Here is a 24,537-nt window from a genome sequence, read left to right as displayed (position 1 = left end):
TGATATAATTATGTTTTAACGGACGGTAATCTTATTCATGATCTTGATAGGAGCAAACTATGCAACCCTCCCGAAATTAACCCGGGAGGCTGACAAACAATCATTACACTACATAGCGCTCAGCATCAATAAGCACTTTGGCAATTTCACGTTTTTTGCCGATGACATTGATTGGTGTATGCCTTGTAAGTTTGCGAAGAGCAGAAAACATCATGCGGAGCCTATCTCCTTGTTCAACCGCCACTAATGTTTCTTTCGCATGCGCTTCGATTTCATTGAATGCCTCTTGGCAGAATACTTGCGTATACAATACTTTCAACTGGTTTTTCTCTACACCCGTTTTCTCGATTGCCTTTCCTGTGCGAAGCAACGCTGATTCCATCGCATACACATTGCTGATAATATCGGCAATGTTCACAAGAATCTCTTGTTCCTTCTCTAACGCTTTGCCGTATTTTTGAGCAGCGAGGCCCGTGATCATTAAAGCAATTTTCTTCGCGTTCTTCACTAAATATTTTTCTTGCTCTAGAACACCGTCGCCCACTTCTTCAGGCATTAACATCATCAATTCTTCTTGTAAGACCTGTGCTTTTTGCAATAAAGGCAGCTCACCCTTCATTGCTTTGCGTAAATATGTCCCTGGCACTAATAAACGGTTAATTTCATTTGTCCCTTCAAAAATGCGGTTGATGCGGGAGTCACGGTACATGCGCTCAATTTCATACTCGGCCATAAAACCGTATCCACCATGGATTTGAACCCCTTCATCCACGATGTAATCAAGCGTTTCTGTTGCAAATACTTTATTTAAAGAACATTCAATCGCATATTCTGCAATAGAAGCAGCAACCGCTTTACCATCTTTCACTTCTGCCTCCGATAAGCCTCCCATCCGGTCTTCAAATAGACCTACTGTACGGTAAACAGAGCTTTCTGTCGCATACAATTTTGCGCCCATCGTTGCTAGTTTTTCTTGTGTTAAAGAGAATTGAGAAATTGGTGTTTTAAATTGTTGACGTTGATTTGCATATTGAACTGTGACTTCAAGCGCGCGTTTACCCGCTCCGACACCGCCGACTCCTAGTTTGTAGCGGCCGATATTTAAGATATTAAATGCAATCACATGTCCTTTACCGGCTTCACCCAGTAAGTTTTCCTTTGGAACGAGAGCGTCTTCTAAGATTAGCGTTCTAGTAGAGGAACTCTTAATACCCATTTTCTTTTCTTCCGCGCCTGTCGAGACGCCAGGGAACTCGCGTTCTACGATAAATGCCGAGAACTGCTCACCGTCAATTTTCGCGTATACAACGAATACATCCGCAAAGCCCGCATTTGTAATCCATTGCTTTTCACCGTTTAGGATGTAGTGAGTGCCTTCTGCGTTTAAACGCGCTGTTGTTTTCGCTCCTAGAGCATCTGAACCTGATCCAGGCTCTGTTAGGGCATAGGCCGCTAATTTTTCACCTGTTGCCAGGGCAGGTAAGTATTTTTGTTTTTGCTCTTCCGTACCAAACAGCACAATCGGAAGGGAACCGATTCCTACATGGGCGCCGTGGGAAATCGAGAATCCGCCGGCACGGGACATTTTTTCAGCAATAAGAGCTGAGCTGATTTTATCTAATCCTAAACCTCCGTATTCTTCCGGTACATCAGCACCCAATAAGCCCAAGTCCCCAGCTTGCTTTAATAACTTAACAGAACGATCAAACTCATGATTTTCCAAATGTTCCACTTCCGGCAACACTTCATTTTCCACATAATCTTCCGTCGTTTTTGCAATCATTTTATGCTCATCTGTGTAATCCTCCGGTGTGTACACCTGGGATGGTAATACATCTTCAATAAGAAAGCTTCCACCTTTAACCATTTTTCCTGTTTGATTAGACATCCTTTTTCTCCCCCTTGTTTAATTAAAGTAATTCAAACACGCCGGCAGCTCCCATACCTCCACCGATACACATGGTCACAACACCAAATTGTTCATTTCTGCGCTTCATTTCATTGATTATGCTTAAGGTTAGCTTTGCTCCTGTACACCCCAACGGATGACCAAGGGCGATTGCACCACCGTTTACATTCACTTTTTCCTGATCAAGCCCAAGTTCGCGTATGACTTGGATTGCTTGTGAAGCAAACGCCTCATTTAACTCAAATAGCCCGATATCTGATACTTCCAGCCCAGCCAGTTTCAGCGCTTTAGGAATGGCAACTACTGGACCGACTCCCATTACCTCCGGCGGGACTCCTCCGACGGCAAAAGAACGGAATTTAGCCAGCGGCTTCAATCCCTCTGCTTCCGCTTTCTCGCGATCCATGATCAAAACTGCAGCTGCTCCATCACTTATTTGAGATGAGTTCCCTGCGGTAACCGAGCCTGTTACGGAGAAAGCCGGGCGCAGCCTGCTTAATCCCTGTAAAGATGTATCAGGACGAACTCCTTCATCTTGTGAGAAAAGAATGGTTTGTTCTTGCAGTTTGTTGTTTTGATCGACTTTGCGAATCGTCACTTCCACAGGGACCATTTCGTCATTGAATTTACCTTCTTGAAGTGCCCGCGCTGCCCGTTGGTGGCTGCGTACCGCAAACGCATCTTGCTCTTCACGTGTAATACCATATTTCAGGGCAACTCGCTCTGCAGTATGACCCATTCCCATATAGTATTCAGGTGCGTTTTCGACCAATTTGACATTTGGTCGAACAACATGGCCTGTCATCGGTACTAAACTCATTGATTCGGCTCCACCGGCCAATACGACCTCGGAATGGCCAAGCATGATTCGCTCTGCCCCGAAAGCAATGCTTTGTAAGCCTGAAGAACAATAGCGGTTGATCGTAATGGCAGGCACGGTGTACGGAAGCCCCGCTAAAGCTCCGATGTTTCGTGCCATATTTAACCCTTGCTCTGCTTCCGGCATCGCACAGCCAAAAATTAAATCATCAATCGGTCCTTCATAATTCCCTGCCCTTTTTAATGTTTCTTTCACTGCTAATGCGCCTAAATCGTCTGGGCGTACATTAGCAAGTGTCCCTTTTTTCGCTTTTCCGACCGGTGTTCTGGCACCGGCTACAATGACCGCTTCCCTCATGATTCATCCCCCTTAGTTACGCAATGGTTTTCCTTTTAACAGCATGTGCTGCATACGTTGCTGAGATTTCGCTTCTCCCACAAGACTTAAGAACGCTTCTCTCTCTAAATCTAATAAATATTGCTCATCTACTTCCGTTCCATATGGTACCTTGCCTCCTGCAATTACATAAGCTAGCTTTTGGGCAATTTTGTAGTCATGTTCAGAAATGTAACCAGAGTATTTTAATCCTTGGGCACCGAGCAATAGGGTTGCATATCCTGTTTCACCTACTACCGGAACTTTTTTACGCACCGGCGGTTGATATCCTTCTTCGAATAAATGGATGACTGCTTGCTTTGCATCATGTAAGAGATGATCCCCATTTACGCTGATGCCATCTTTTTTATCAAGGAAGTTCGAACTGCGTGCCTCTGCAGCGGATGTCGATACTTTCGCCATAGCAATCGTTTCAAACACTTTGTTGGCAACTTTTTGGAGATCGAAATCTACGTTGTTTGCCATATTATTTAAATGTTTGATATAAAGCTCTTTATTACCGCCGCCCCCAGGGATCAGGCCAACGCCGACTTCTACAAGACCCATATATGTCTCACTTGAAGCCTGAGTTCTGCTTGCTGGCAGACAGATTTCCGTTCCGCCCCCAAGTGTCATGCCAAACGGAGCGGCAACAACCGGCTTGGAGCTGTATTTAATGTTCATCATCGCTTGTTGGAACTGACGAACGACCATCTCAATTTCAAAATAGTTGTCATCTTGTGCTTCCATTAAAATCATTGCCAGGTTTGCACCGACACAGAAATTTTTCGCCTGATTCCCAATCACAAGACCCTTGTAATTGCGCCCGACTTCCTCTATGGCAAAGTTAATCATCTGGATAATATCCAGCCCGATTGCATTGTTTGGAGATGTAAACTCAAGACAGGCTACATCATCTCCCAAATCAATTAAACTTGCACCACTGTTCTTCTTGATCACTTTGTTTTGTTCTTTGAGGGATTTTAAATGGATAACTTTTTTGTTTTCAGCAAGCAGGCAATAATCACCGTTATCATAAAAATAGACAGCGCCCTCCTGCTTCTGGTAGAACGATTCAAATCCTTCTTCTAACATCGATTTAACCCAATCCGGAACCTTCGCACCCTTTTCCTCCATCTTCTGAACAGAGCGCCGTACGCCTATGGCATCCCATGTTTCAAACGGCCCCAGTTCCCATCCGAAGCCCCATTTCATCGCACGGTCAATGGCTGCAATGTTATCCGCGATTTCATCTTTTAGCTGGGCCGAATAAATCAGCACAGGGCTGATGATGTTCCAAAGCAGTGAACCTGCGCGGTCATCCGCGTATAGAAGCGCTTTCAATTTATTCGCTAAGCCTTTTTCTTGTTTGCTCATTTCAGTGGAGCCCGTTTTTAACTTTTTGCGTATCTCATATTCCATTGTATGAGGATTTAATTCCAAAATTTCTTTCCCTTGCTTCAAGAAGAAACCTTGGCCTGATTTACTTCCAAGCCAACCTTTTTGAAGCATTTGCTTCATAAAGGAGGGTACTTCAAAAACGGCTTTTTCATCACCCTCAACTTTTTCGTACACATTGTTCGCCACATGGATGAATGTATCCAAACCAACAACATCAAGGGTACGGAAAGTAGCACTTTTGGGGCGTCCAATCAAAGGACCTGTAACAGAATCAACTTCACCGACACCGTAACCGCCTTTTAGCATTTCCCGGACTGTTACGAGCAAGCCATATGTCCCGATACGGTTGGCAATAAAGTTTGGTGTATCCTTCGCAAGAACGACCCCTTTGCCAAGCGCATCCTCACCGAATGTTTGCATAAATTCAACGACTTCTGTTTTTGTATCTTTTGTTGGAATAATCTCAAGAAGTTTTAAGTAACGAGGCGGGTTAAAAAAGTGTGTGCCTAAGAAATGCTGTTTGAAGTCTTCTGATCTGCCCTCTGCCATTGCGTGAACAGAAATACCCGAGGTGTTGGAGCTTACGATGCTTCCCTGTTTTCTCACTGTATCAATTTTATTGAATAATTGCTTTTTAACTTCTAGATTTTCAACGACTACTTCAATAATCCAATCACAATCCGCTAACTTTTCTAAATCGTCTTCTAAATTTCCTGCTTGAATCAAAGCAAGGTTTTCTTTTGAGGTTAGCGGAGCTGGTTTCTGTTTTAATAATTTTTGTAGCGCACCTGTACTAAGACGGTTGCGCACTGACATATCTTCTAATGTCAATCCTTTTGCCTCTTCCTCTTTTGTTAGTTGGGCAGGCACAATATCAAGCAATAATGTTGGAATTCCGATATTTGCTAAGTGCGCTGCAATACCTGATCCCATCACACCGGAGCCAAGTACAGCTGCCTTTCGAATTTGTAAGCTCATACATATCCCCCTTTAGATCTTGAATGAATACTCATTCATTTTATGATCAAAAAAATGATAATTTCCCTTCTCTCTAAATTTAATATAGATTATTTTGTGAATTTTCGCAATATAAAAACTAAAAAACAGGCAGTTTTGCATAAAAAATATATTCTAATTTCTCCAGGCTTCTCCCTCTGGCTCTCCTGTTATACCTGACGTCAATCCCGACATCTTAAGATAAATGATTTCTGCTGTGATGGGCAATCTAATAACTGGAGGTGATTGTGATGGCACGTTTAAAGAAAAGTCCTTCCAAAGCAGGAGTCAGTGCGGCTAGTGTGAAAGGAAATGCCGGCCCAAACATTGAAAGGGATGGCGGAGGCAAACGCACTTCGCAAAATCAACAATACAAAAAGCAAAATATGCAGGACGAATAAAAAAGGGATTTGAACCGTCACGATAAAAATGCTCAAACCGATCATCTCAGTGGCGGTTCATTCATTCTAAAAATATTGTAGCTTAACATTGAGTTTACTTAGAAGCTGTCCCATAAGTCTCCAATCAATCAAAAAACTTGATTTTTATTTTTTGAGGATACCTTTTAGCACAAATGCAACGTTTGCCGGGCGCTCTGCTAATCGCCGCATGAAATAGCCGTACCAATCGACTCCATATGGTACATACACTCTCATCCTGTAACCTTCCTTCACAAGCTCATCCTGTCTCTCCGGACGGATTCCGTACAACATCTGAAACTCAAACTGATCATTGGGGATCCCATGTTCTTTTACTAGCTGCTTCGTGTACTCGATAATCACCTCATCATGTGTAGCGACCGCTGTATAATTTCCATTCAGCAAATGTTGTTTAATAATCTTTTTAAAGTTCTCGTCTACATCTTTCTTTTCTGGAAAGGCTACTTGAGGCGATTCTTTGTACGCTCCTTTTACAAGACGCAAATGGGGACGGTACTCATTTAAATCTGCAATATCCTTCTCCGCCCGATATAAATAGGCTTGAATAACTGTTCCTACGTTGTCATGTTTCTCTTTCAGCTGTTTAAAGATTTCAATTGTTTTTTGGCAGCGTGAATAATCTTCCATATCAATCGTTACAAATACCCCATTGTCCTTTGCACTCTCTAAAAGCCGGCGCATATTCCCCAGTACCACTTCATCTGAAACATCAAGTCCCATCGAGGTCAGCTTAAGGGAGAGTTGAGCATCAAGCTTTTCACGGCTGATCGCTTTCATTGCTTCAATGGATTGATCAGCCATTTCGTTTGCTTCTCTTTCATTATCTATAAACTCACCCAGGTAATCGACGGTCACAGCTAAGCCTCTTTTATTCAAATCCTTGATTGCTTTAATCGCTAAATCAATTGTTTCTCCTGCTACAAAACGAGATGCACCGAAGCGTAATCCATACTTCTTGGCCAGCTTTGTGAGTGCTTTGTTTTTTGATAGGAACAAGAAAAAATTCCGCATTACCTGTTCCATAATGGTTCCCCTCCTGTCCCACCCTAACATTTGCCTGCAATCCATATACTTCCATGTTAATCGTATGTTGCGCAGATGGTTTAGCATTATCTCAGCATTCCTCTAATTATTCGAATATGATTTTAAACATTTTGCCACATGCTGTACTGCATAGTAAAAGAACAGACCCGACAAACTATATAGCGATGAACATTTTAAGCAGGAGGTATTTTGTATGCAAATGCAACCGCAACAACAACAAGGCCAGCAGGCCGCTATGATGCCGCAGCCGCCGCAAGTAATATCTACGAAAGATTCATTATATTTAACAGACATGCTTTCATGGAACTTAATGGCTGTCAAAAAAGCTCATTTCTTTGCAGCCCAATGTCAGGATCAAGAGATTTCGCAGGCACTTGAAAAATGCTGTCAAATGCATCAGCGTCATTACGATAAAATTCTTCAGCATTTACAAAACAATCAACAATCCCAGATGCTTCAATAAGGAGTGAAAATGATGAATCAAAACCAGAATAAAATCCAAAATCCGGAAACACAAGTTCCTAAAACTCCCCAGATGAATGATCGCGACTTTATTAACGATATATTAGCAACTGAAAAATATATGACGACATCTTACTGTACAGCGCTCCATGAATTTAGCCATGATGCACTTTACCGGGACATCCTTGGCATCTTTAATGAAACTGAAAACACACAGCGTGAGCTTTACAATTTAATGTTTAAAAAGGGATGGTATGGAATCGAGGCAGCGGAACAACAAAAATTACAACAATCATACCAACAATTCTCCGGCTACAAATCTCAATTTCCCGTCCATTAATAAAAGAAAACTCCTTGTGCAATAACAAGGAGTTTTCTTTTATTTATTTATTTTGTGCTTTATGCTGCTCATTTAGTGTTTTAATCTCGCCAATTGCTTTAATCATTTCAGCCTTGGCTTCTGGGTATGTCTCATTCCAATGCTTGGCAAGTGCCGGCATGGATTTGGCAATGTGCGTATATAACGCCCATACTTTTACCTTTTCAGCGAGTTCCTCAGATGTTTCGCCCAGTAATAGTTCTGTATACTTTTCCACCAATCCATCTATTTGTTCTAAAAATCTCTTATCCATTCAGCAGTCCCACCTTTTTGATTATGACTTCCCTGCTTCTTCACGGCCGCAACTAACAGGACACGTTTTGCAATGCTTTCCTTTCATGGCTGTTAAATAAGCAAAGCAGCAAGTTTTACGAATTCGGACTTCTTGGCCGTCCTTCTCACTGAATTGGTCTGGCTGGTCATATTTCAAGAAAGGATTTTGATGATAGATACCAAATAAATGGCCTTTCCCTTCTTTTAGAATGTATTGAAAGTCACTTCTTATTCGCTTATGAATGGAATGCAGCTGGGAATCGTTTAGCAACTGTTCATACATCCAGCAAATGTACACATAAAGATTTTCCCACATAATCAATTTAGGTAATTTGCACACTTTCATTATATGAGTAAACAACACATCCACATGATGACAAAAAATTTGCTTCAAGACATCATCCCGCCATATCAATCGGTCAGCCCTTGAAGTCTCTTCTATTGATAAATCATGGAGTTTAAAAGAAGGAAGCCAGAGATTATCTTCTTCATCCAATGTCTCAACAGAAACATTTTCCACCGAAAAATTCAGACGTTTGTCAAGAACACTCATAGAGTAAAGAGCCACTAAAACAGCAAAGCTGTACCGTTTAATAAAAAGCGAAGCTGCCACCGTAAGATTTGCAGCTTCTACTTTTTCTCTGACCTTTATTAAATAGGCTTTTAATTGTTGTTCATCCGTTAAGTCAACGGCTTTAATGGATAAAGGAGAAGCATTCGAGCATTCCGTCAGACGAAAATTCCCTTTAAAGATCTTTAACTCCTCATCGCTAAATTGCTTCATGGCTTTTTCCCACCTTGTCCGCAATGTATCTTCCCCGGCCGTGAGGGATACATAATGGTGTTCCGAAAAGCGGGTCAACCGTTACTTCACAATTCATATTGAACACGTCCTTTACGAGCTCACAGCTAATCACTTGTTCCGGCTTTCCTTGAGCGTAAACCGTTTTATCCTTAATCGCTACAAGGTGATGGGCATAACGGCACGCTAAGTTCAAGTCGTGGAGCACCATGATGATGGTACGTTCTTCTTTCTCATTGAGTTCAAATAAAAGATCTAAAATTTCTATTTGGTGTGTCATGTCTAAATACGTAGTCGGCTCATCCAGCAAAATGATGTCCGTATCCTGCGCTAAAGTCATGGCAATCCAGGCACGCTGTCTTTGTCCGCCAGACAACGAATCTACGAAGCGATCGGCCAACTCCTCCATACCTGTGGCTTGGAGTGCACTATTTACAATTTGCTCATCTTCTTCAGACCATTGACGATACCATTTTTGATACGGATAACGCCCTTGTTTCACTAGCTGCAAGACTGTCAGCCCTTCAGGAGCAATGGGGCCTTGGGGCAAAATGGCTAACCGCTTGGCAATCTCCTTGGTAGGAAGTTTTGATACCATCTCTCCTTCAATTAAAATGGAGCCGGACTGCGGTTTCAACAAGCGGGCTAATGAACGAAGAAGCGTGGATTTCCCACAGCCGTTACTTCCGATAAAAACGGTGATTTCTCCTTTTGGAATCGTTAAATTCAATTCATCTATAATAATGGTATCTCCATAAGACAATGTCAGCGACTTTGTTTCTAATGCTTGCATTTACTCTTCGCTCCTTTTTTAAGCGTTTCGCTGCTTATATAAAAGATAAATGAAATAAGGGGCTCCAATGGCAGCTGTAAATACCCCTGCCGGAACTTCAACAGGCAGGAAAAATGTTCGCCCGATAGAATCAGCCATTACCACTAAAATCGCCCCAATAACGCAGGATAAAGGCAGCAATGCCCCGAACGAGGAGCCGACAAGCCTTCTGGCGATATGTGGAGCCATCAACCCGACAAATCCAATGCCTCCTGCAAATGCAACTGCACTTCCGATTAATGCCGAACTCATCAGCAATAAAAGCAAGCGCTGCTTTTGAACATTTGTTCCAACTCCAATTGCGATTTCTTCTCCCAGTTCTTGAATATTAATATTTCTTATCATGACAATAGTGATAACAAGAAGAGTTACGGTAATAGGCGCCAACACCCATACATTCTTCCAACTGGACCCATAAACGGATCCTGTAATCCAAACGTTTGCCTGACTTGCTTGATAAATGGGACCTAAAAGCATAAACATAGTAGTCAATGCTTTCGTCAATGCCCACATACCGATTCCAATTAACACAAGACGAATAGGAGATAAGCCGTTCTTCCACGCAAGTATATACAGCAAGAACGTTACAACGGCTGCACCGATAAAGGCGCTTAGCGGCATCCAATGAATACTTACTGTCAAAGCATTATTCTCATCACTAAAAATCGCCAAAAACAGCACAACAGCTACCGACGCTCCGCCTGTAATCCCGATAATATCAGGAGATGCCAATGGGTTTCGAACAACCGCCTGTAAAATAGCCCCCGCTGCCGCAAGGCTCATACCCACTAGGACAGCGATCAATATTCTAGGCATGCGAAATGAGTTGACTATCAATTGTTCAAATGCATCTCCCTGTCCTAACAATATATTCATAACATGCCATGGTCGAATAAACTGTTCTCCCATTCCGGCACTTACTAAAAACGCCGCTAGCAATAAAAAAATAAAACTTATATTAATCCAAACGGCCTTTCGATCAAGTAATAGTGAAACGTTCCCTTTTCCAAGACGAAGCGGGAAATATTTCTTCATGATGTGCGGCCTCCTTTACGTGCAATGTAAATGAAAAACGGCGTACCGATAAAAGCCGTCATCACCCCAACCGGTACCTCCTCCGGCATGATCACATAGCGAGCCCCGATATCTGCCAACAAGAGCAAAATGCCTCCTATTACACCGCAATAAGGCAAAATCCAGCGATAATCATTCCCAATCAATAAGCGGACGATATGGGGAACAATAATTCCCACAAATCCAATCGGACCGGCAACCGCTACAGAACCGCCGGCAAGCAGCACGAAGGCAACCGCAATCATCAGCTTAACTGTTCCCGTTCTTTGACCTAACCCTTTGGCTACATCTTCGCCCATCGTCAGAATATTAATTTTTTGAGACATTAAAAAGGCCATAATCGTTGCAACTGCAAGATAAGGAAGAACCGAAAGAAGAATTTCTGACTTTCTCCCTTGAACCGATCCCGCAAGCCAAAATAAGGCTTGATCAAGAGCCGATTCATCCATTACTAATAGTCCCTGAGTCAAAGAGGAAAACAACGCTGCAACCGCCGCACCTGCGAGCGTTAATTTCATTGGCGTCAAGCCTCCGCTCCCAATCCCGCTGAAAAAATATACAATAAAGGCAGCAAACGCAGCACCAGCGAAAGCAAGCCATGTGAATGCCTGCAAGGAATTAACGGAAAAAACCATCAACGCAACCACGATAAAAAAGCTCGCACCCGCATTAATTCCAATGATATCAGGTGAAGCAAGCGGATTTTTCATTAATGCTTGCATGAGCGCTCCCGCTATTGCCAAACTGCTTCCGACAGCAGCACCAATCAATGCTCTGGGAAGACGGACATCCTGAATAATAATGTGCTCATTTGAACCGTCAAAATGTTGGAACGCTTGAATAGCCGTTTTTACACTTGTATCAGTATATCCAAGAACAATACTAAGTCCGATGCAAATAAGTAATATACATATACTAACTATCAATCCGAAGGCTTTTCCTCCTGTTTGTCTTAGCAGCATCTATTTCTTCTCCTCTAATATTTCTATTTCTACTTTAAGTTTAGGAGATGGGTAAAATACTGTCAATGACTTTGAGAATCATTTTCATTTTCGTGTTGACATGTTCTGATTTATCGAATACTATCTAGTTGTAAATGAAAATCATTTTCAAAGCGGAGGGAATTATATGCTTACATACTTTAAACAAAACCGCTTCTCTTCGTTGCTGGCAGCTCTTATGCTTGTAGCAATTTTTGCACTTGCAGGCTGCGGCAATGCAGAAAAGCAAGCTTCTGGAGAAAACAATACTTCAAATGGAGCAAAAACGGCTGAAAGCAAGCCTTATACAGTAGAACACGCAATGGGAACAACCGAAATCAAAGATACACCTAAACGTGTCGTTATTTTAACAAACGAAGGAACAGAAGCACTTTTAGCATTGGGTGTAAAACCGGTAGGCGCAGTTCAATCATGGACAGGTGATCCTTGGTACGATCATATTAAGGATGAAATGAAAGGTGTAAAAAGCGTCGGTAATGAAGGTGAACCAAGCGTAGAAACAATCGCTTCCCTAAAACCGGATTTAATCATCGGCAACAAGATGCGTCATGAGAAAATTTACGAACAGTTAAATGCGATTGCTCCAACCGTATTTGCTGAAACATTGCGCGGTGACTGGAAAGAAAACTTCAAACTTTATGCAAAAGCAGTAAACAAAGAAGAAGAAGGCAACAAAGTAATCGCTGACTTCGATCAGCGCGTTGAAGAATTAAAAGGTAAACTTGGCGATAAATTAAATCAAAAAGTATCCATTGTTCGTTTCATGCCTGGAGATGTTCGTATTTATCATAAAGATACTTTCTCTGGTGTGATCTTAGACCAGTTAGGTTTTGCCCGTCCTGAAGGACAAGATCAACCTGACTTTGCCGAAAAGAATGTAACAAAAGAGCGTATTCCTGCTATGGATGGCGATATCCTCTTCTACTTCACATACGATCCGGCGGAAAACAAAGGTGAAGCACCAAAATTAGAAGAAGAATGGATCAATGACCCATTATTCAAGAACTTAAATGTAGTGAAAAACAACAATACCCATAAAGTAAACGATGCAATCTGGAATACGGCCGGCGGTGTAAAAGCAGCTAACTTATTCTTAGATGATATTGAAAAATATTTCTTAGAGGAAAAATAAAGAGGAGGGTGAGTCATCGTCCCTTTTGACTCCCCCCGCGCAATGGGCCGTCATGTTAAATCCGCTAAATCAAGGATTTAATAACATGGCGGCCCATTGTACATTAAAAGCAAAATCAACCGTTTTTTAAACTTGATAACTAAAAATGAAACATCAACGCAGTTCTTTCTATCCTTATACCATAAAAAACAGGCTTGCGAATAACTCGCAAGCCTGTTGTCACTTGTATCCTATATAAAAGCAGTGCCATTATTTTAAGATGCTCTTACTTCGTTCAAGTAAGCTTCTTTATCTGCTTCGTTAAACTGGCCTTCCCATTTTGAAATAACAACAGCGGCTAACGAGTTACCTACAACGTTTACAGCCGTTCTCGCCATATCTAACAGACGGTCAATACCAGCGATAAATGCCAATCCTTCTACCGGAATTCCGACTGTACCAAGGGTCGCTAACAATACAACGAATGATACGCCAGGAACTCCTGCAATCCCTTTAGATGTTACCATTAATACAAGCACTAAAGAGATTTGGTCAGCGATAGACAAATCAATGCCATACATTTGAGCAATAAAGATGGCCGCCAATGCTTGATACAGTGTAGAACCATCCAGGTTAAAGGAGTAACCTGTTGGAATAACGAAAGAAGCAATTCCTTTCGGACAACCAAGCTTCTCCATTTTACTCATAATTCTAGGTAATACTGTTTCGGAGCTGGCTGTTGAATAAGCAAGAATCAATTCGTCTTTCAATAATTTGATGAAATGGAGAATATTAATACCTGCCCATCTTGCTACAAGTCCTAAAACAACTAGTACAAAGAAAATCATAGTCGCATAAACAAGAATCATTAACTTACTTAATGGAATAAGTGATTGCACACCAAACTTTGATACGGTAACCCCGATAAGGGCGAATACCCCAAATGGAGCAAACTTCATCACCTGGTTTGTTACATAGAACATCGCTTCTGCTGTACCTTCAAAAAACTTTAAGACAGGTCTTCCTTTTTCGCCAATCGCTGCTACTCCCAGCCCGAATAATACAGAGAAGAAAATAATAGCTAACATGTTTCCATCCACCATTGCGGCTACAATGTTTGGAGGAACGATGTTGACGAATGTTTCAGCAAAGCCATGGCTTTTGGTTTCTTCCGTTGTTTCTACATAGCTGCCGATATCTGTTTTTTGCAAGGAGGACATATCCACGCCGCTTCCTGGATGGAAGATATTAGCCGCCAATAAACCAACAAGAATGGCGACAGTAGTAATGATTTCAAAATATAAAATTGTTTTACCGCCAAGTTTACCGAGCTTTTTCATGTCCCCTACGCCGGCAACACCGACAATCAAGCTGGAAACAACAATCGGTATGACAATCATCTTAATTAAACGAATAAAGATATCGCCAATAGGTTGTAAAAACTCTGCTACTCTTGGATCCCCATAGAAAATAGCGCCTACAGCAATACCTAAAATTAAACCAATTAGGATTTGCCAAGCTAGTCCAATTCTTTTCATAGTATGCATCCCCTTCCTTAGCTTTATATTGCAGAAAAATAGTAAGTTTTTTCACACATAATAACTATGTTATCATAATTTTTATACTTTCTCACAAAGCTCAGTATCCGGCACAAACGTTCTATATTTTCTAAAAATTCAATAAACAATGTGATAAAACTATACTTTTTTTTTCCCCAAAAGCAAAAATTATAATCTTATTATAATGTTTTTATGTTTTTTTGTATAGCACTAAACTTTTACATATATCACCATCAAAAAAAATGATCTGTTGTAAAACAGATATGATACACCCAACAAACGATTCTGCATTACCCCATTTCTATAGATGTTACCCCTAAAAAATTTAGGAAAGCAGCTGATTATCCATTCTCCATTTGATAATAAATGGTAAAATGAGGTTTGCACTGAAAGACAACCATTTTTTATTTTTTTTGTTATGATAGGAAGGAAAAGTTTTGTCCTGCTGTAACGGCAGCAAGAGCCAACTGATGAAAGCTTTACTTTATAAAGAATAGGTGTGAGGAAAATGGAGTATCAAGTTTTACTTTATTATAAATATGTACACATAGATGACCCTGTAGTGTTTAAGGAACAGCACTTAGCTTTTTGTAATGAACTTGGCTTAAAAGGACGTATCCTTGTAGCAAGTGAAGGTCTAAACGGCACAGTGTCAGGGACAAAAGAACAGACTCAAGCTTATATAGACGCTATGCATCAAGATCCTCGTTTTTCAGATATGGTTTTCAAAATAGAAAAGAGCGAAAGCCATGCGTTCAAAAAAATGAAGGTAAAGGTGAAGAAGGAGATTGTTCATCTCAATTTAGAAGATGACATAAATCCGAATGTAATGACCGGCAAACGTCTTTCACCCAAAGAGTTTTTCGAAGCTATGCAAGAGGAAGATACGATCATTATAGATGCACGCAATACTTATGAGTATGATCTTGGCCATTTTAAAAATGCCATTAGACCCGACATTGAAACATTCCGTGAGCTACCGGATTGGATTCGTAATAACTTAAACGAATATAAAGATAAGAAAGTGCTAACGTATTGTACGGGCGGAATTCGTTGCGAGAAATTTTCAGGCTTCCTGGTCAAAGAAGGCTTCAAGGATGTATCCCAATTACACGGCGGAATCATCACGTACGGGTATGACCCGGAAATACAAGGCCGCTTGTGGGACGGAAAATGCTACGTGTTTGATGAACGAATTTCTGTACCTGTCAATCGTACGGAAGAGGCAACAGTTGTCGGGAAATGCTATCATTGCGGCAAGCCGGAAGAACGTTATGTCAAATGTGGAAATCCGGAGTGCAACAGACATCTATTATTGTGTGAAGAATGTGAACATGAACACCTAAGAGCATGCAGCAAAGAGTGTAAAGAGCATCCGCATAACCGTTATGTAAAGGAACATTCCGCAGAGCTGCAGGTTTAATTCGACATCTTGGATAAACAGGCAGGAATTGATTCCAATTTGCGCTGCTGTTATCCACAAACTACTAATAAAACTGTTTTGATGACACCATACAAAAATCCGCTAAATTATGATGTAAATTAAAAAAGGAAGTCTCATCACGAGCCTTCCTTTTAGTATACAAAATAAAAAACACCACCATATGTATTGGTGGAGGCAGGGCGAGTTAAACAAAATGCACAAAACTTGGCCGATTATCCTCTCCTAAGGTAGTATCCCCACTTCTCTGCAAGGTGTGCTGTACCTTCTAACTTTTTCATATACTCTTCTGGAGAATCCCTGCCTAAAATTAGCATTCGTTTACTTTTGCATTGTTGAATCCAATCACTTGCATGTTCAGTAACAACCAGTTCCTCATTATCCAGAATATCCCTGAATATTTCCTGTAACTTCTCTAGAATCATTCATAATCCCCCCTTGCAATGAATTTATTTTTCTTTTCTATTATTTTACTAACCTCAATAACCCATTTACTTTGATCATCGGATTCTTCAACAGCTTCAAAACCCAAGTTTCGATAATGGTCTTTTACCATTTTGTTTTTTGGTGTTTTGTAATAATACCCGTAAATTACATTAATTCCCCTTTTCTTACATTCTTCAACTATAGCATCAAACATTGCTTTTTCCATATCTCTTTTCAAAACTCTGCAGCTCATGAGCCATAAATCAATATGCAGTTCTTTTCCTTTTATATCTCCAATAACTACTGAAATTAGACCGTTATCGCCGAACTTATCTTTAAGCCTTCCACAAAGAGGAATTTTACTTTTAGATTTGCTTATCTCCTCAATCTCCGTAAAAGAATACCTTTTTGTTGTAAGATTAAATTGATTTGTTTTATTGGTTAACTGTGTAATCCTTTCCAGATAAACAGATTTAAAGTAATGAATATCAGCAACCATATTTAAGGATTGTAGATATTCATCATAATTGTTATATTTCGCTTTTACTTCTTCCCTTTTTTTATTTGCCTCATAGTATTTATTTCTTTGCATATCCTCTTTAGAAATTTTAATCGGTTCAAAATAACCATTTCTATCGATAAAATCAATAAACTTTGCTGCATCTTCTCCTACGTTCGGAACAGCCACGAATGGCAATTGGGATTTTACAATATCACGTTCTGCAGGATTATCATCAATAAACACAAGACTGTCTATACCAATGTTGATTTCTTGAGCTATCTTGGTAATATTGATAAATTTAGGCTCCCAATTAGCCTTAATACTTGAAAAATGTTCTTCTTTTATCGTCATCTCAGGATGATTTAACCCTTCTATTGCATTTTCGTAATCATTTTTTGAAGCAATCGCAAGAGTGACTCCTCTTTTGCTTAATTCTTTAATGTATTCCTGAAAGCCTGTATAAACCTCAGCAATAGCTGTCTCCTTCCCAATTTTGATATGATCAACACCGTCATCCCCAATAATTCCGCCCCATAAGGTGTTATCCAAATCCAAAACTAAGCATTTTTTTGATTTTCCATAAACCGATTTGATGATATTAGATAAATTTTTTGCTAAGTGTGGTATTGCATGATAGGATAAGGAATATTTAAAATGATACCAAAAAGACATATCGTGCCATTGATCAAGTCCAATCCACGAAGATAAATAATTAATGTCATTAATTAAAATTTGCGTATTTTCCTGAGCATACTCTGAAAACATTACATTTAATTTATTGATAAAATATGTCAAACCATTATAATTGACAGCATCTAAATTCCCCAAGCTCCTATTTCTGGGATACTCAAAATTATTTTGAATAATGATGCAATTATGATCGGAAATCGCCTTTTCCCATAAAGATTTATAGTAGTCAAATTCCTTCTCTAGTTTGTTTTGTATCTGCTCTTTTTCATCATGAATTTCAGGGCGATTAATGATGTTTCTATAAGAAGTGTGAATATAAATAATATCTGGACTAAATTCCTTTAGTTCATCACTAAACATGATATCTTCAAAATATTTATTATAATCGGACTCATAAAATTCAGGCTTCATTCCTTCATTTAACAAAAATAGCTCCAACATCTCCTTTATTTCTGATGTTGTAGAACCACCCAATATCGCTACTTTTTTATTAATAAAATTTTCTTTTTTTAAGAGTTCTTTTTTAATGGACCTTTTTTTTCGAAGTAAATGGCCGGTATCCAAGGGATAGTCAAACATTCCATTCAAGTTCTAATTCCTCCTCAACTTTATTAGAATAACCTCTAAAATCATTCCTACAAATATTAAGTCGATATTAAACTTTCAGGCGGATTACATCGCATTCCTATCTACTGTTACAATCAAACCATTTTTATAAAGGTTATCAATAATTGAATAAAGTTCTTTGACGGGCACATTAATGGTATTGCTTATATCTACCAAATCGTTCTTCCCATCTGCGTATGCTAAAAAATTCATCATATTCCTAACTATTCTTCCTGATTCTTTTGTACTTAAAGTTGGATATAATCCTCGCTTTCCCAATTGAGGCTCCCCAAAGCAATTAATCTTATACGTTTCGTTTCTCTCAATTAATTCAATGCATTCTGTATATATGTCAAAACTTCCCTGCAAGCCAGTCGGTGTTACTAAGTCCATATTATCAAGGGAGGTGTGATATTCCGGATATTCACCAAATTTTGACCTCATAATACTTGCAACTGGTAAATCAATACCTGGACTGCAATATTGCCGCTCGTCGCTTCCGCGTTCTAGAAATGAATAGCTTTTAAAATCCAATTTTTTAAATGTAAGTATATTTAATGCTACTTTATCCGCTAATGTATTTCCGCTCCTAGATGATAAATAAGAATATGCACGTTCATCTCCTACGCACGAAATATTAAAACCTGCAATAATGTTGGTCTTCATTGTATCCATATTTCTACTGAGATACGTGATGGAGCCAATTGTTTCCGGAATAAAAATAATTCGATAGGTGTACTTTCTGGAATTACTTAATATCCATTTCGCTAAGTAAGTCGTTAGAACCGGACCTGATAATTCGTTATTAGCCATTGAAGGATGGCATACATAAGTGGATAAAAAGACTTCTTCCTCGCTTTCACCTGGAATGATAAGTTCGCCATAGGTTAGACTCCCATCTTTTAGTTCACTATCTATATAAACCCGGTATTTTCCTTCTTTAAGTTGCATTCTTTGATGATGGGTGATACAAAATCCCCAACGCTCTTCATAATATGAAGTTATATATGGAATTGCATCCGGCTGCTCTTCAATTGAATATAAATGATTTTGTAATTCATCTAATGTTACAACTTTATCGACTGGAGCAGAATAACTAACCACATGTAAGTTACTTTTCTTAAAATCAACAATTTTCCGGCCCTCTTCATCAAGAATATAAGCATCTCTAATATTCCATTCCTTAGGGATTTCCCAGTCAAATACCTTCGTTCCTGAAGGGACTTCTTGTATTTTTAGAGGGATCATTCCTTGTATGATTTCTAATGTCTTTCTAACACCATCTCCGGTAATACTACGACAAATTGGGTATAGCTTCTCCATGAACTGGTGCATTAATTCTCCTTCTCGTTTCATTGCCATTGCACCCCCACACGTTTAGAAATTCAAATTACATTTTCTATCGTTCAATTGTATATAAATTTTTTGCATTGTTATTTTGAATATCGTTTTGTATGACATCAAATGCATAAAATAAGTCAATTAAATAAAAATCAACCTCATTAATGTGCTTTAAAGTTGAGACTCCGCTTCTTTCCAATTCTCTACCGATAGGGTTTAAATTCGTCACTACACCCTTTTCTATATCCCTAACATACATAGAATAAGTTCTGACACTTTTATTTCCCTCATGATCCATATAACTACCCGTAAAATCTTTCATATACCTATAATTAACTTTTTCACATTCTTCTACATAATGTGCATAAGTAAATGAACGTTGATAGTCCAGGCCAATGATTAACATTTTAGCTTTGCTATGGTGTAGATAAGCAAAAGGCGAGTCACTTCCAAACGAACTCTTGTTATCCATTTCAAATAGCTTTTTACTGTCTTTTCCCCAAACGGCAAAAGAATATATAGGATGCTGAGTACGGATAAAATCGTCTCTTTTTAGTGCTGCATTCGTTAAAGCGCCTGTTTTAGAAGGAGTTTTTTTATAATCAAATCCTTCCCCAGAACAAAATCCCCAATTAAATGCAGGAAATAATAATGTTCCGTTTTGGCCGATTTTTTCAATAAAACTGTCTATAAATAAATTTAAGTCTAATTTCTCCCTATTTTTCATGGATTGAAAAGCTAATGATGTTATATCAGAGCCTATTAGCACTATATCTCCTTCTTTAATATCTAAATGGTTAACTATATTACAATAGCTAACATAATTGGGCATAAAAATACCCCTCTCTAACTGTTACTTGGTATGGAAGCTTACAAATTCCCCCTGCTTTGATATTATCTTATGTAACGGTTTTTCCTTTTGTATGGGTAGAGTCACCATTTACATTCGCTAAGCTGCAAAAAATAGAGCATCGGCAACAAATGCCCTATTTTTATAATTTTTTTCTCAGCTATATGAATCCAACTCAAGTTTTTAACATCTGTCACCGGTCCTTCTTCTATTTGCGCCTTTCTGTTTTTTCATCTTGAATGAGCTGACAAAGATCTTCGTATAAGCGGCTGGCAAGAGCCCGGAAGGGAAATTGGCAGCCGCTTATGCATAAATCATTTGACATAAATGCTTTTTATTTATGTCAAATGATTTATGTGGATTTATATAGCATGTTTGACAGTTAATAAGCTTATAATAAGTCAGATTAAATCCCAGCTAACCGGTGTACCCTTTTTCACGTTTTGTTGTACTTGTTTTCCTAATAGAACATCATAATACTTAGGGGATAAACCACAGCCGGGTCGAATTGCCCGTAAATTTTCTTTTGTCAGGATATCCCCGGCTTTCATATCCTTTGCAATATATAACGAACGACGATGTTTTAGCGACGCCCTTTCGTTCTTTGTCGGACCATAGGTCACTTTCCCTAATGATTGCCACGCTCTTTCTGTTTCTTTAACAAGAGACTTCATCTCCAGCGGTTCCATTGAGAAAGCCGAGTCAACTCCGCCATCAGCTCGTAAAAGAGTAAAATGTTTCTCGATGACTGATGCACCTAAAGCAATGCTCGCAACGGCTGTTCCAATGCCCATTGTATGATCTGATAAACCGACTTGACAGTTGAACAACTCTCTCATGTGTGGGATTGTTAATATATTCGTGTTTTCTGGGGATGCAGGATAAGTACTCGTACATTTTAGTAATACCAAATCATTACAACCAGCTTCTCGGGCCGTTCGAACAGTCTCATCGATTTCAGCCAAACTGGCCATTCCTGTTGAAATAATCATCGGCTTTCCTGTTGATGCAACTTTTTTGATAAGTGGAATATCGTTGTTTTCAAAAGAGGCTATTTTATAGAGGGGTACATTTAATTTCTCAAGAAAATCTACAGCTGTTTCGTCAAATGGTGTACTAAACGGGATGATCCCTAATTCTCTGCAGCGCTCAAAAATGGGTTCATGCCATTCCCAAGGGGTATAAGCTTGATTATACAACTTATAAAGAGAATGTCCTTTCCAAAGATTTTGGGGATCATCAATAAAAAACTCATTTGTATCAATATCCAATGTCATTGTATCGGCAGTGTATGTTTGAAGTTTCAGCGCACTTACACCTGCATTTGCAGCAGCTTCAACAATGGCTAAAGCTCTTTCCAATGAGTGGTTATGGTTTCCTGACATTTCAGCTATTATAAACGGTCTATTTTCAATTCCGATTGCCACACTTTCAACTGTAAAAGATTTCAACTTCAAAAACCTCCTTCCATTATATGCGGCTCAATTCTTTTAAAAGATCATCGGTTAACTCGCTTAAAGAATGGATGGTATAGTGTGCTTCATATTCGGGTGAAAGGGTTAAATCGGCATAATCTCCTTTTTTTACGCGTATGGTTTTAAATCCCAACGGTTTAATACCAATAAAATCTTTTTTAGGATTATCACCAATATAAACAACCTGTGTTGGATCCACTTTTTCCATGTGACATATTTTATTGAAGCAATATGGGGAAGGTTTAGCGTGGCATAATCCGTATCTATGAGTAATAAAACAGAACCTAACACGTTCATGGAGCCCTAATGCCTTTAATTTGTTATACTGAACCATTTTGTTACCATCAGTCACTATATAGATTGGATATATATTAAATTTACTTAAGCAGTTGTCCGCCTCCGGATCTAACGAAATAGTTGGTTGATGGGTTCTATAAATAGAAACACATTTTTTTACGGAAGATTTCGAATGAATGTTATACCTGTTTAAGATATTATCAAAAATATGTCCTCTGCCATTTTCTTTTAGATCTTCGACCATTAAGCCAAAGCTTTCTTCCTTTGGAATATTAAAGTTGCTTTGTAAATAGTCGGATACCGCTCGGAAACCGCTCATCACAAAAGTTTTTTCATCGTACAATGTATCATCCAGATCAAAAACTAAAACTTTCATATAACCATATCCTCAGCATATCGGACCTGTGTTTTTTCATGGATGGAACGCTTAAACTCATAGTTATCTATATTGAATCCAGACGACTCCATTAAAAACCAATAAAAACTGTCAAGTCCTGCAGCAATACTTAAAGTCGAAGCTCCGCCAAACCGACTGTTACATTCAATGATGTGAATCGTTCCATGTCGATCAACAATTGCCTGAAAAACAGCATGACCATATAATCCTAAGTCTTCTGCAACCTTTGAAAATATTAGTTCCACGTTGTGGTTCCTTACGGTCGAAGTTATTTGGGATTCGCCGTTTTCAACTAAAACTCTTTTACGAACAATTACTCCCTTAGTTTGTTTACTTTGTGTAATATACACATCTATACTATACTCTTCACCTTCAATATATGGCTGGAATATTGGTTTTTTCATTTCTTTTGATTTTTTTAAAGCTTCTTCCCTTGTTAATTTTAGTCCGATATATTTCGAACCTGCACCAAATCGTTCCTTCACCACGAAATAGTTGCAATTTAGCTGATCTATATTTTCAACAGTTGTGATTACAGGGCAATTCAATTCGAGTAATTTAGAATAAAAGAGCAATTTATCTAAACAAACCTCAATAATTTCTTTATGTGAAATCAAGACATTTATCTTGTGATTAAATAGTTCCTCTTTATAATCGGAAAAAAAAGGTAGTTCCCCATCACGGGTAGGGATAATGGCTTTAATATTGTTATTGACGCAATAGCTTATTAATTCATTTATACCGATTTCATGAATTGATGGCATTTGCCAAAATGAATCAACAAAAAATTTTCCAATACAATTTGGATTGAGGTCTGCACCAAAAATTTTACTAGTATTCCCAAGTTTCATACTCGCTTTTCTTACTGCTTTGATTAATGGTACTTTTTTTGAGATACTAGTAATTAATATGTTATAGCCATCCATTCTATCCCCTCACTGGAAGTATGATGATAATACACTGCTTATGAATAACGTCCCGCATCCTTCCATTAATGAAAGACAATTACGGCTCATTTGAACAAGGTCTTTTGAAGTAATAGTATTTATTAATTCCGTATAACTATATTTTGTTACATTTTGAGATTTACCGAGGTTCATAATACACCCATGTGATTCCATTGCGTTTGTTGCTTCAACTTGATTTTCCGCTATAATTGTTACGCACGTCGGCAGACCAAGATAACACCTTTCCCAAGTAGTGCTTCCACCCGCGCCAAAGGAGAAATCTGCTTTGTTCATCAATGCTGCCATGTAATTTATTTGGCAATGAAACTCAACATTTGATAATTGACCTGATAAAGCCTCTATATATTCTTTTCTTGGATTTGTATTGCCAACAACCACATCAAAGAATAACTCTTCCCTCTTGATCATTCTTATGGATTCCAGTACTTTTTCAGTTTCATTTGTCGGGTCTGTACCACCAAAAAACACTAGTATCCTACGCAATTCTCCATTTCTAGGCCTTAATTTTTTCCTTTCTTCAACAAATTCTTTTCGTAACAATGCATATTTAGGACCGAATAACTTCTTGCTATCATGAGGTACCAACTTTTCATAACGGGACTTCATGTCATGATATAAGTTTTGATCCAAAATAACATCACACACATGGTGCCTGTCAGCTAAATCATCTATTACCATTATTTTTTTCGCAACTGAATATAATTTTGATTCCCACTGTATATCGATTTGATAATGGTCGACAATTAGCCAATCCAATGGCTCCAATTGCTTAGAAATAATTGAAGCTGTTTGTTCTGCGTCTACTTCCCAGGGCACACCTAACAAACTACTATCATTAAACTGATGATCTTTTGGTAATCTGTAGACTTTATAACCTTTTCTCTCAATTATGTCGCATAAATTGCCTTCATGTTCCCTGCAAATAAAAGAAATATTATGTCCTTGCTGATACAGTTGATCTGCAAGTGTTAAACAACGCATCACATGACCGGTTCCAATTTTTATAGAAGAATCTACTCTGATACATATGTTCATAAACAATCACTCTATTTTTTTATTTGTAAAG

Annotated in this window: 23 protein-coding genes; 5 read left to right on the top strand and 18 right to left on the bottom strand. The window is 38.9% G+C overall.

Annotated features, from left to right (window positions below):
• Positions 1 to 103 precede the first annotated feature (103 nt).
• The 3 genes from ACFOU2_RS25200 to ACFOU2_RS25190 are packed head-to-tail and all read right to left on the bottom strand — an operon-like array spanning position 104 to position 5,483.
• Positions 104 to 1,888, bottom strand: coding sequence for an acyl-CoA dehydrogenase family protein (locus ACFOU2_RS25200; RefSeq protein ID WP_377919078.1), 1,785 nt, complete (start codon positions 1,886 to 1,888; stop codon positions 104 to 106).
• A gap of 22 nt (positions 1,889 to 1,910) precedes the next feature.
• Positions 1,911 to 3,086, bottom strand: coding sequence for an acetyl-CoA C-acetyltransferase (locus tag ACFOU2_RS25195; RefSeq protein ID WP_377919077.1), 1,176 nt, complete (start codon positions 3,084 to 3,086; stop codon positions 1,911 to 1,913).
• A gap of 12 nt (positions 3,087 to 3,098) precedes the next feature.
• Positions 3,099 to 5,483 (bottom strand): 3-hydroxyacyl-CoA dehydrogenase/enoyl-CoA hydratase family protein, encoded by a 2,385-nt coding sequence (locus tag ACFOU2_RS25190; protein WP_377919076.1) that lies wholly within the window; start codon positions 5,481 to 5,483, stop codon positions 3,099 to 3,101.
• A gap of 269 nt (positions 5,484 to 5,752) precedes the next feature.
• On the opposite strand from ACFOU2_RS25190, the gene ACFOU2_RS25185 reads away from it, so the two are divergent.
• On the top strand, positions 5,753 to 5,902 hold the full coding sequence (locus ACFOU2_RS25185; RefSeq protein WP_377919075.1) for a YuzL family protein: 150 nt from the start codon (positions 5,753 to 5,755) through the stop codon (positions 5,900 to 5,902).
• Between the two features lie 144 nt (positions 5,903 to 6,046).
• On the opposite strand, the gene ACFOU2_RS25180 is transcribed toward ACFOU2_RS25185, so the two are convergent.
• On the bottom strand, positions 6,047 to 6,964 hold the full coding sequence (locus tag ACFOU2_RS25180) for a proline dehydrogenase family protein (RefSeq protein ID WP_377919073.1): 918 nt from the start codon (positions 6,962 to 6,964) through the stop codon (positions 6,047 to 6,049).
• A gap of 214 nt (positions 6,965 to 7,178) precedes the next feature.
• Between ACFOU2_RS25180 and ACFOU2_RS25175 the strand changes: the two genes are divergently transcribed.
• Together ACFOU2_RS25175 and ACFOU2_RS25170 are read left to right on the top strand one after the other, a co-directional pair.
• The gene (locus tag ACFOU2_RS25175; protein ID WP_377919072.1) at positions 7,179 to 7,448 is read left to right on the top strand and encodes a hypothetical protein; all 270 of its coding nucleotides are present in this window, start codon (positions 7,179 to 7,181) and stop codon (positions 7,446 to 7,448) included.
• 12 nt (positions 7,449 to 7,460) lie between these two features.
• Positions 7,461 to 7,787, top strand: coding sequence for a spore coat protein (locus ACFOU2_RS25170; RefSeq protein ID WP_377919070.1), 327 nt, complete (start codon positions 7,461 to 7,463; stop codon positions 7,785 to 7,787).
• Positions 7,788 to 7,830: 43 nt separating this feature from the next.
• Here ACFOU2_RS25170 and ACFOU2_RS25165 read toward each other — a convergent pair whose 3' ends face one another.
• From ACFOU2_RS25165 to ACFOU2_RS25145, 5 genes are read right to left on the bottom strand one after another with little or no spacing between them, the layout of a single operon-like run.
• The gene (locus ACFOU2_RS25165; protein ID WP_377919069.1) at positions 7,831 to 8,079 is read right to left on the bottom strand and encodes a YusU family protein; all 249 of its coding nucleotides are present in this window, start codon (positions 8,077 to 8,079) and stop codon (positions 7,831 to 7,833) included.
• Positions 8,080 to 8,100: 21 nt separating this feature from the next.
• Positions 8,101 to 8,883 carry a (2Fe-2S)-binding protein gene (locus ACFOU2_RS25160; protein WP_377919068.1) on the bottom strand — a complete coding sequence of 261 codons (783 nt, stop codon included), beginning with the start codon at positions 8,881 to 8,883 and terminating at the stop codon, positions 8,101 to 8,103.
• On the bottom strand, positions 8,870 to 9,694 hold the full coding sequence (locus ACFOU2_RS25155; protein ID WP_377919067.1) for an ABC transporter ATP-binding protein: 825 nt from the start codon (positions 9,692 to 9,694) through the stop codon (positions 8,870 to 8,872). The genes ACFOU2_RS25160 and ACFOU2_RS25155 overlap by 14 nt, the downstream gene beginning before the upstream one ends.
• A gap of 18 nt (positions 9,695 to 9,712) precedes the next feature.
• Positions 9,713 to 10,768, bottom strand: a complete 1,056-nt coding sequence (locus tag ACFOU2_RS25150) for a FecCD family ABC transporter permease (protein WP_377919066.1) — start codon at positions 10,766 to 10,768, stop codon at positions 9,713 to 9,715.
• Positions 10,765 to 11,769, bottom strand: a complete 1,005-nt coding sequence (locus ACFOU2_RS25145) for a FecCD family ABC transporter permease (protein WP_377919065.1) — start codon at positions 11,767 to 11,769, stop codon at positions 10,765 to 10,767. Before ACFOU2_RS25145 ends, ACFOU2_RS25150 begins: the two co-directional genes overlap by 4 nt.
• A gap of 217 nt (positions 11,770 to 11,986) precedes the next feature.
• Here ACFOU2_RS25145 and ACFOU2_RS25140 point away from each other — a divergent pair, with 217 nt between their 5' ends.
• The gene (locus ACFOU2_RS25140) at positions 11,987 to 12,940 is read left to right on the top strand and encodes an ABC transporter substrate-binding protein (protein ID WP_377919183.1); all 954 of its coding nucleotides are present in this window, start codon (positions 11,987 to 11,989) and stop codon (positions 12,938 to 12,940) included.
• Positions 12,941 to 13,194: 254 nt separating this feature from the next.
• Here the strand turns inward: ACFOU2_RS25140 and ACFOU2_RS25135 are convergent, their stop codons facing one another.
• The gene (locus tag ACFOU2_RS25135; protein ID WP_377919064.1) at positions 13,195 to 14,457 is read right to left on the bottom strand and encodes a cation:dicarboxylate symporter family transporter; all 1,263 of its coding nucleotides are present in this window, start codon (positions 14,455 to 14,457) and stop codon (positions 13,195 to 13,197) included.
• Positions 14,458 to 14,986: 529 nt separating this feature from the next.
• On the opposite strand from ACFOU2_RS25135, the gene trhO reads away from it, so the two are divergent.
• Complete coding sequence (gene trhO / locus ACFOU2_RS25130) at positions 14,987 to 15,901, top strand: oxygen-dependent tRNA uridine(34) hydroxylase TrhO (RefSeq protein WP_377919063.1); 915 nt, start codon at positions 14,987 to 14,989, stop codon at positions 15,899 to 15,901.
• Positions 15,902 to 16,134: 233 nt separating this feature from the next.
• Here the strand turns inward: trhO and ACFOU2_RS25125 are convergent, their stop codons facing one another.
• From ACFOU2_RS25125 to pseG, 8 genes are all read right to left on the bottom strand, one after another.
• Entirely contained in the window at positions 16,135 to 16,344 is a 210-nt protein-coding gene (locus ACFOU2_RS25125) for a hypothetical protein (protein ID WP_377919062.1), read from the bottom strand.
• Positions 16,341 to 18,116, bottom strand: a complete 1,776-nt coding sequence (locus tag ACFOU2_RS25120) for an HAD-IIIC family phosphatase (protein WP_377919182.1) — start codon at positions 18,114 to 18,116, stop codon at positions 16,341 to 16,343. Before ACFOU2_RS25120 ends, ACFOU2_RS25125 begins: the two co-directional genes overlap by 4 nt.
• Positions 18,117 to 18,209: 93 nt before the next feature.
• On the bottom strand, positions 18,210 to 19,505 hold the full coding sequence (locus ACFOU2_RS25115) for a DUF4910 domain-containing protein (RefSeq protein ID WP_377919061.1): 1,296 nt from the start codon (positions 19,503 to 19,505) through the stop codon (positions 18,210 to 18,212).
• Between the two features lie 37 nt (positions 19,506 to 19,542).
• A complete protein-coding gene (locus ACFOU2_RS25110) occupies positions 19,543 to 20,316 on the bottom strand; it encodes an AAC(3) family N-acetyltransferase (RefSeq protein ID WP_377919060.1) in 774 nt (257 codons plus the stop codon).
• 419 nt (positions 20,317 to 20,735) lie between these two features.
• On the bottom strand, positions 20,736 to 21,785 hold the full coding sequence (pseI, locus tag ACFOU2_RS25105; protein ID WP_377919059.1) for a pseudaminic acid synthase: 1,050 nt from the start codon (positions 21,783 to 21,785) through the stop codon (positions 20,736 to 20,738).
• A 19-nt stretch (positions 21,786 to 21,804) separates the two neighbouring features.
• Positions 21,805 to 22,482, bottom strand: coding sequence for an HAD family hydrolase (locus ACFOU2_RS25100; RefSeq protein ID WP_377919058.1), 678 nt, complete (start codon positions 22,480 to 22,482; stop codon positions 21,805 to 21,807).
• Complete coding sequence (locus ACFOU2_RS25095; protein WP_377919057.1) at positions 22,479 to 23,429, bottom strand: ATP-grasp domain-containing protein; 951 nt, start codon at positions 23,427 to 23,429, stop codon at positions 22,479 to 22,481. Before ACFOU2_RS25095 ends, ACFOU2_RS25100 begins: the two co-directional genes overlap by 4 nt.
• A 9-nt stretch (positions 23,430 to 23,438) precedes the next feature.
• Complete coding sequence (pseG, locus tag ACFOU2_RS25090) at positions 23,439 to 24,506, bottom strand: UDP-2,4-diacetamido-2,4,6-trideoxy-beta-L-altropyranose hydrolase (protein ID WP_377919056.1); 1,068 nt, start codon at positions 24,504 to 24,506, stop codon at positions 23,439 to 23,441.
• Positions 24,507 to 24,537 lie beyond the last annotated feature (31 nt).

Origin of the sequence: Bacillus songklensis (assembly GCF_042649685.1) — a bacterium.
In the GTDB taxonomy this organism is placed as follows: domain Bacteria; phylum Bacillota; class Bacilli; order Bacillales; family Bacillaceae_H; genus Bacillus_BA; species Bacillus_BA songklensis.
Note: the sequence above shows the minus strand (reverse complement) of the source record. Positions and strands in the feature narration are given on the sequence as shown.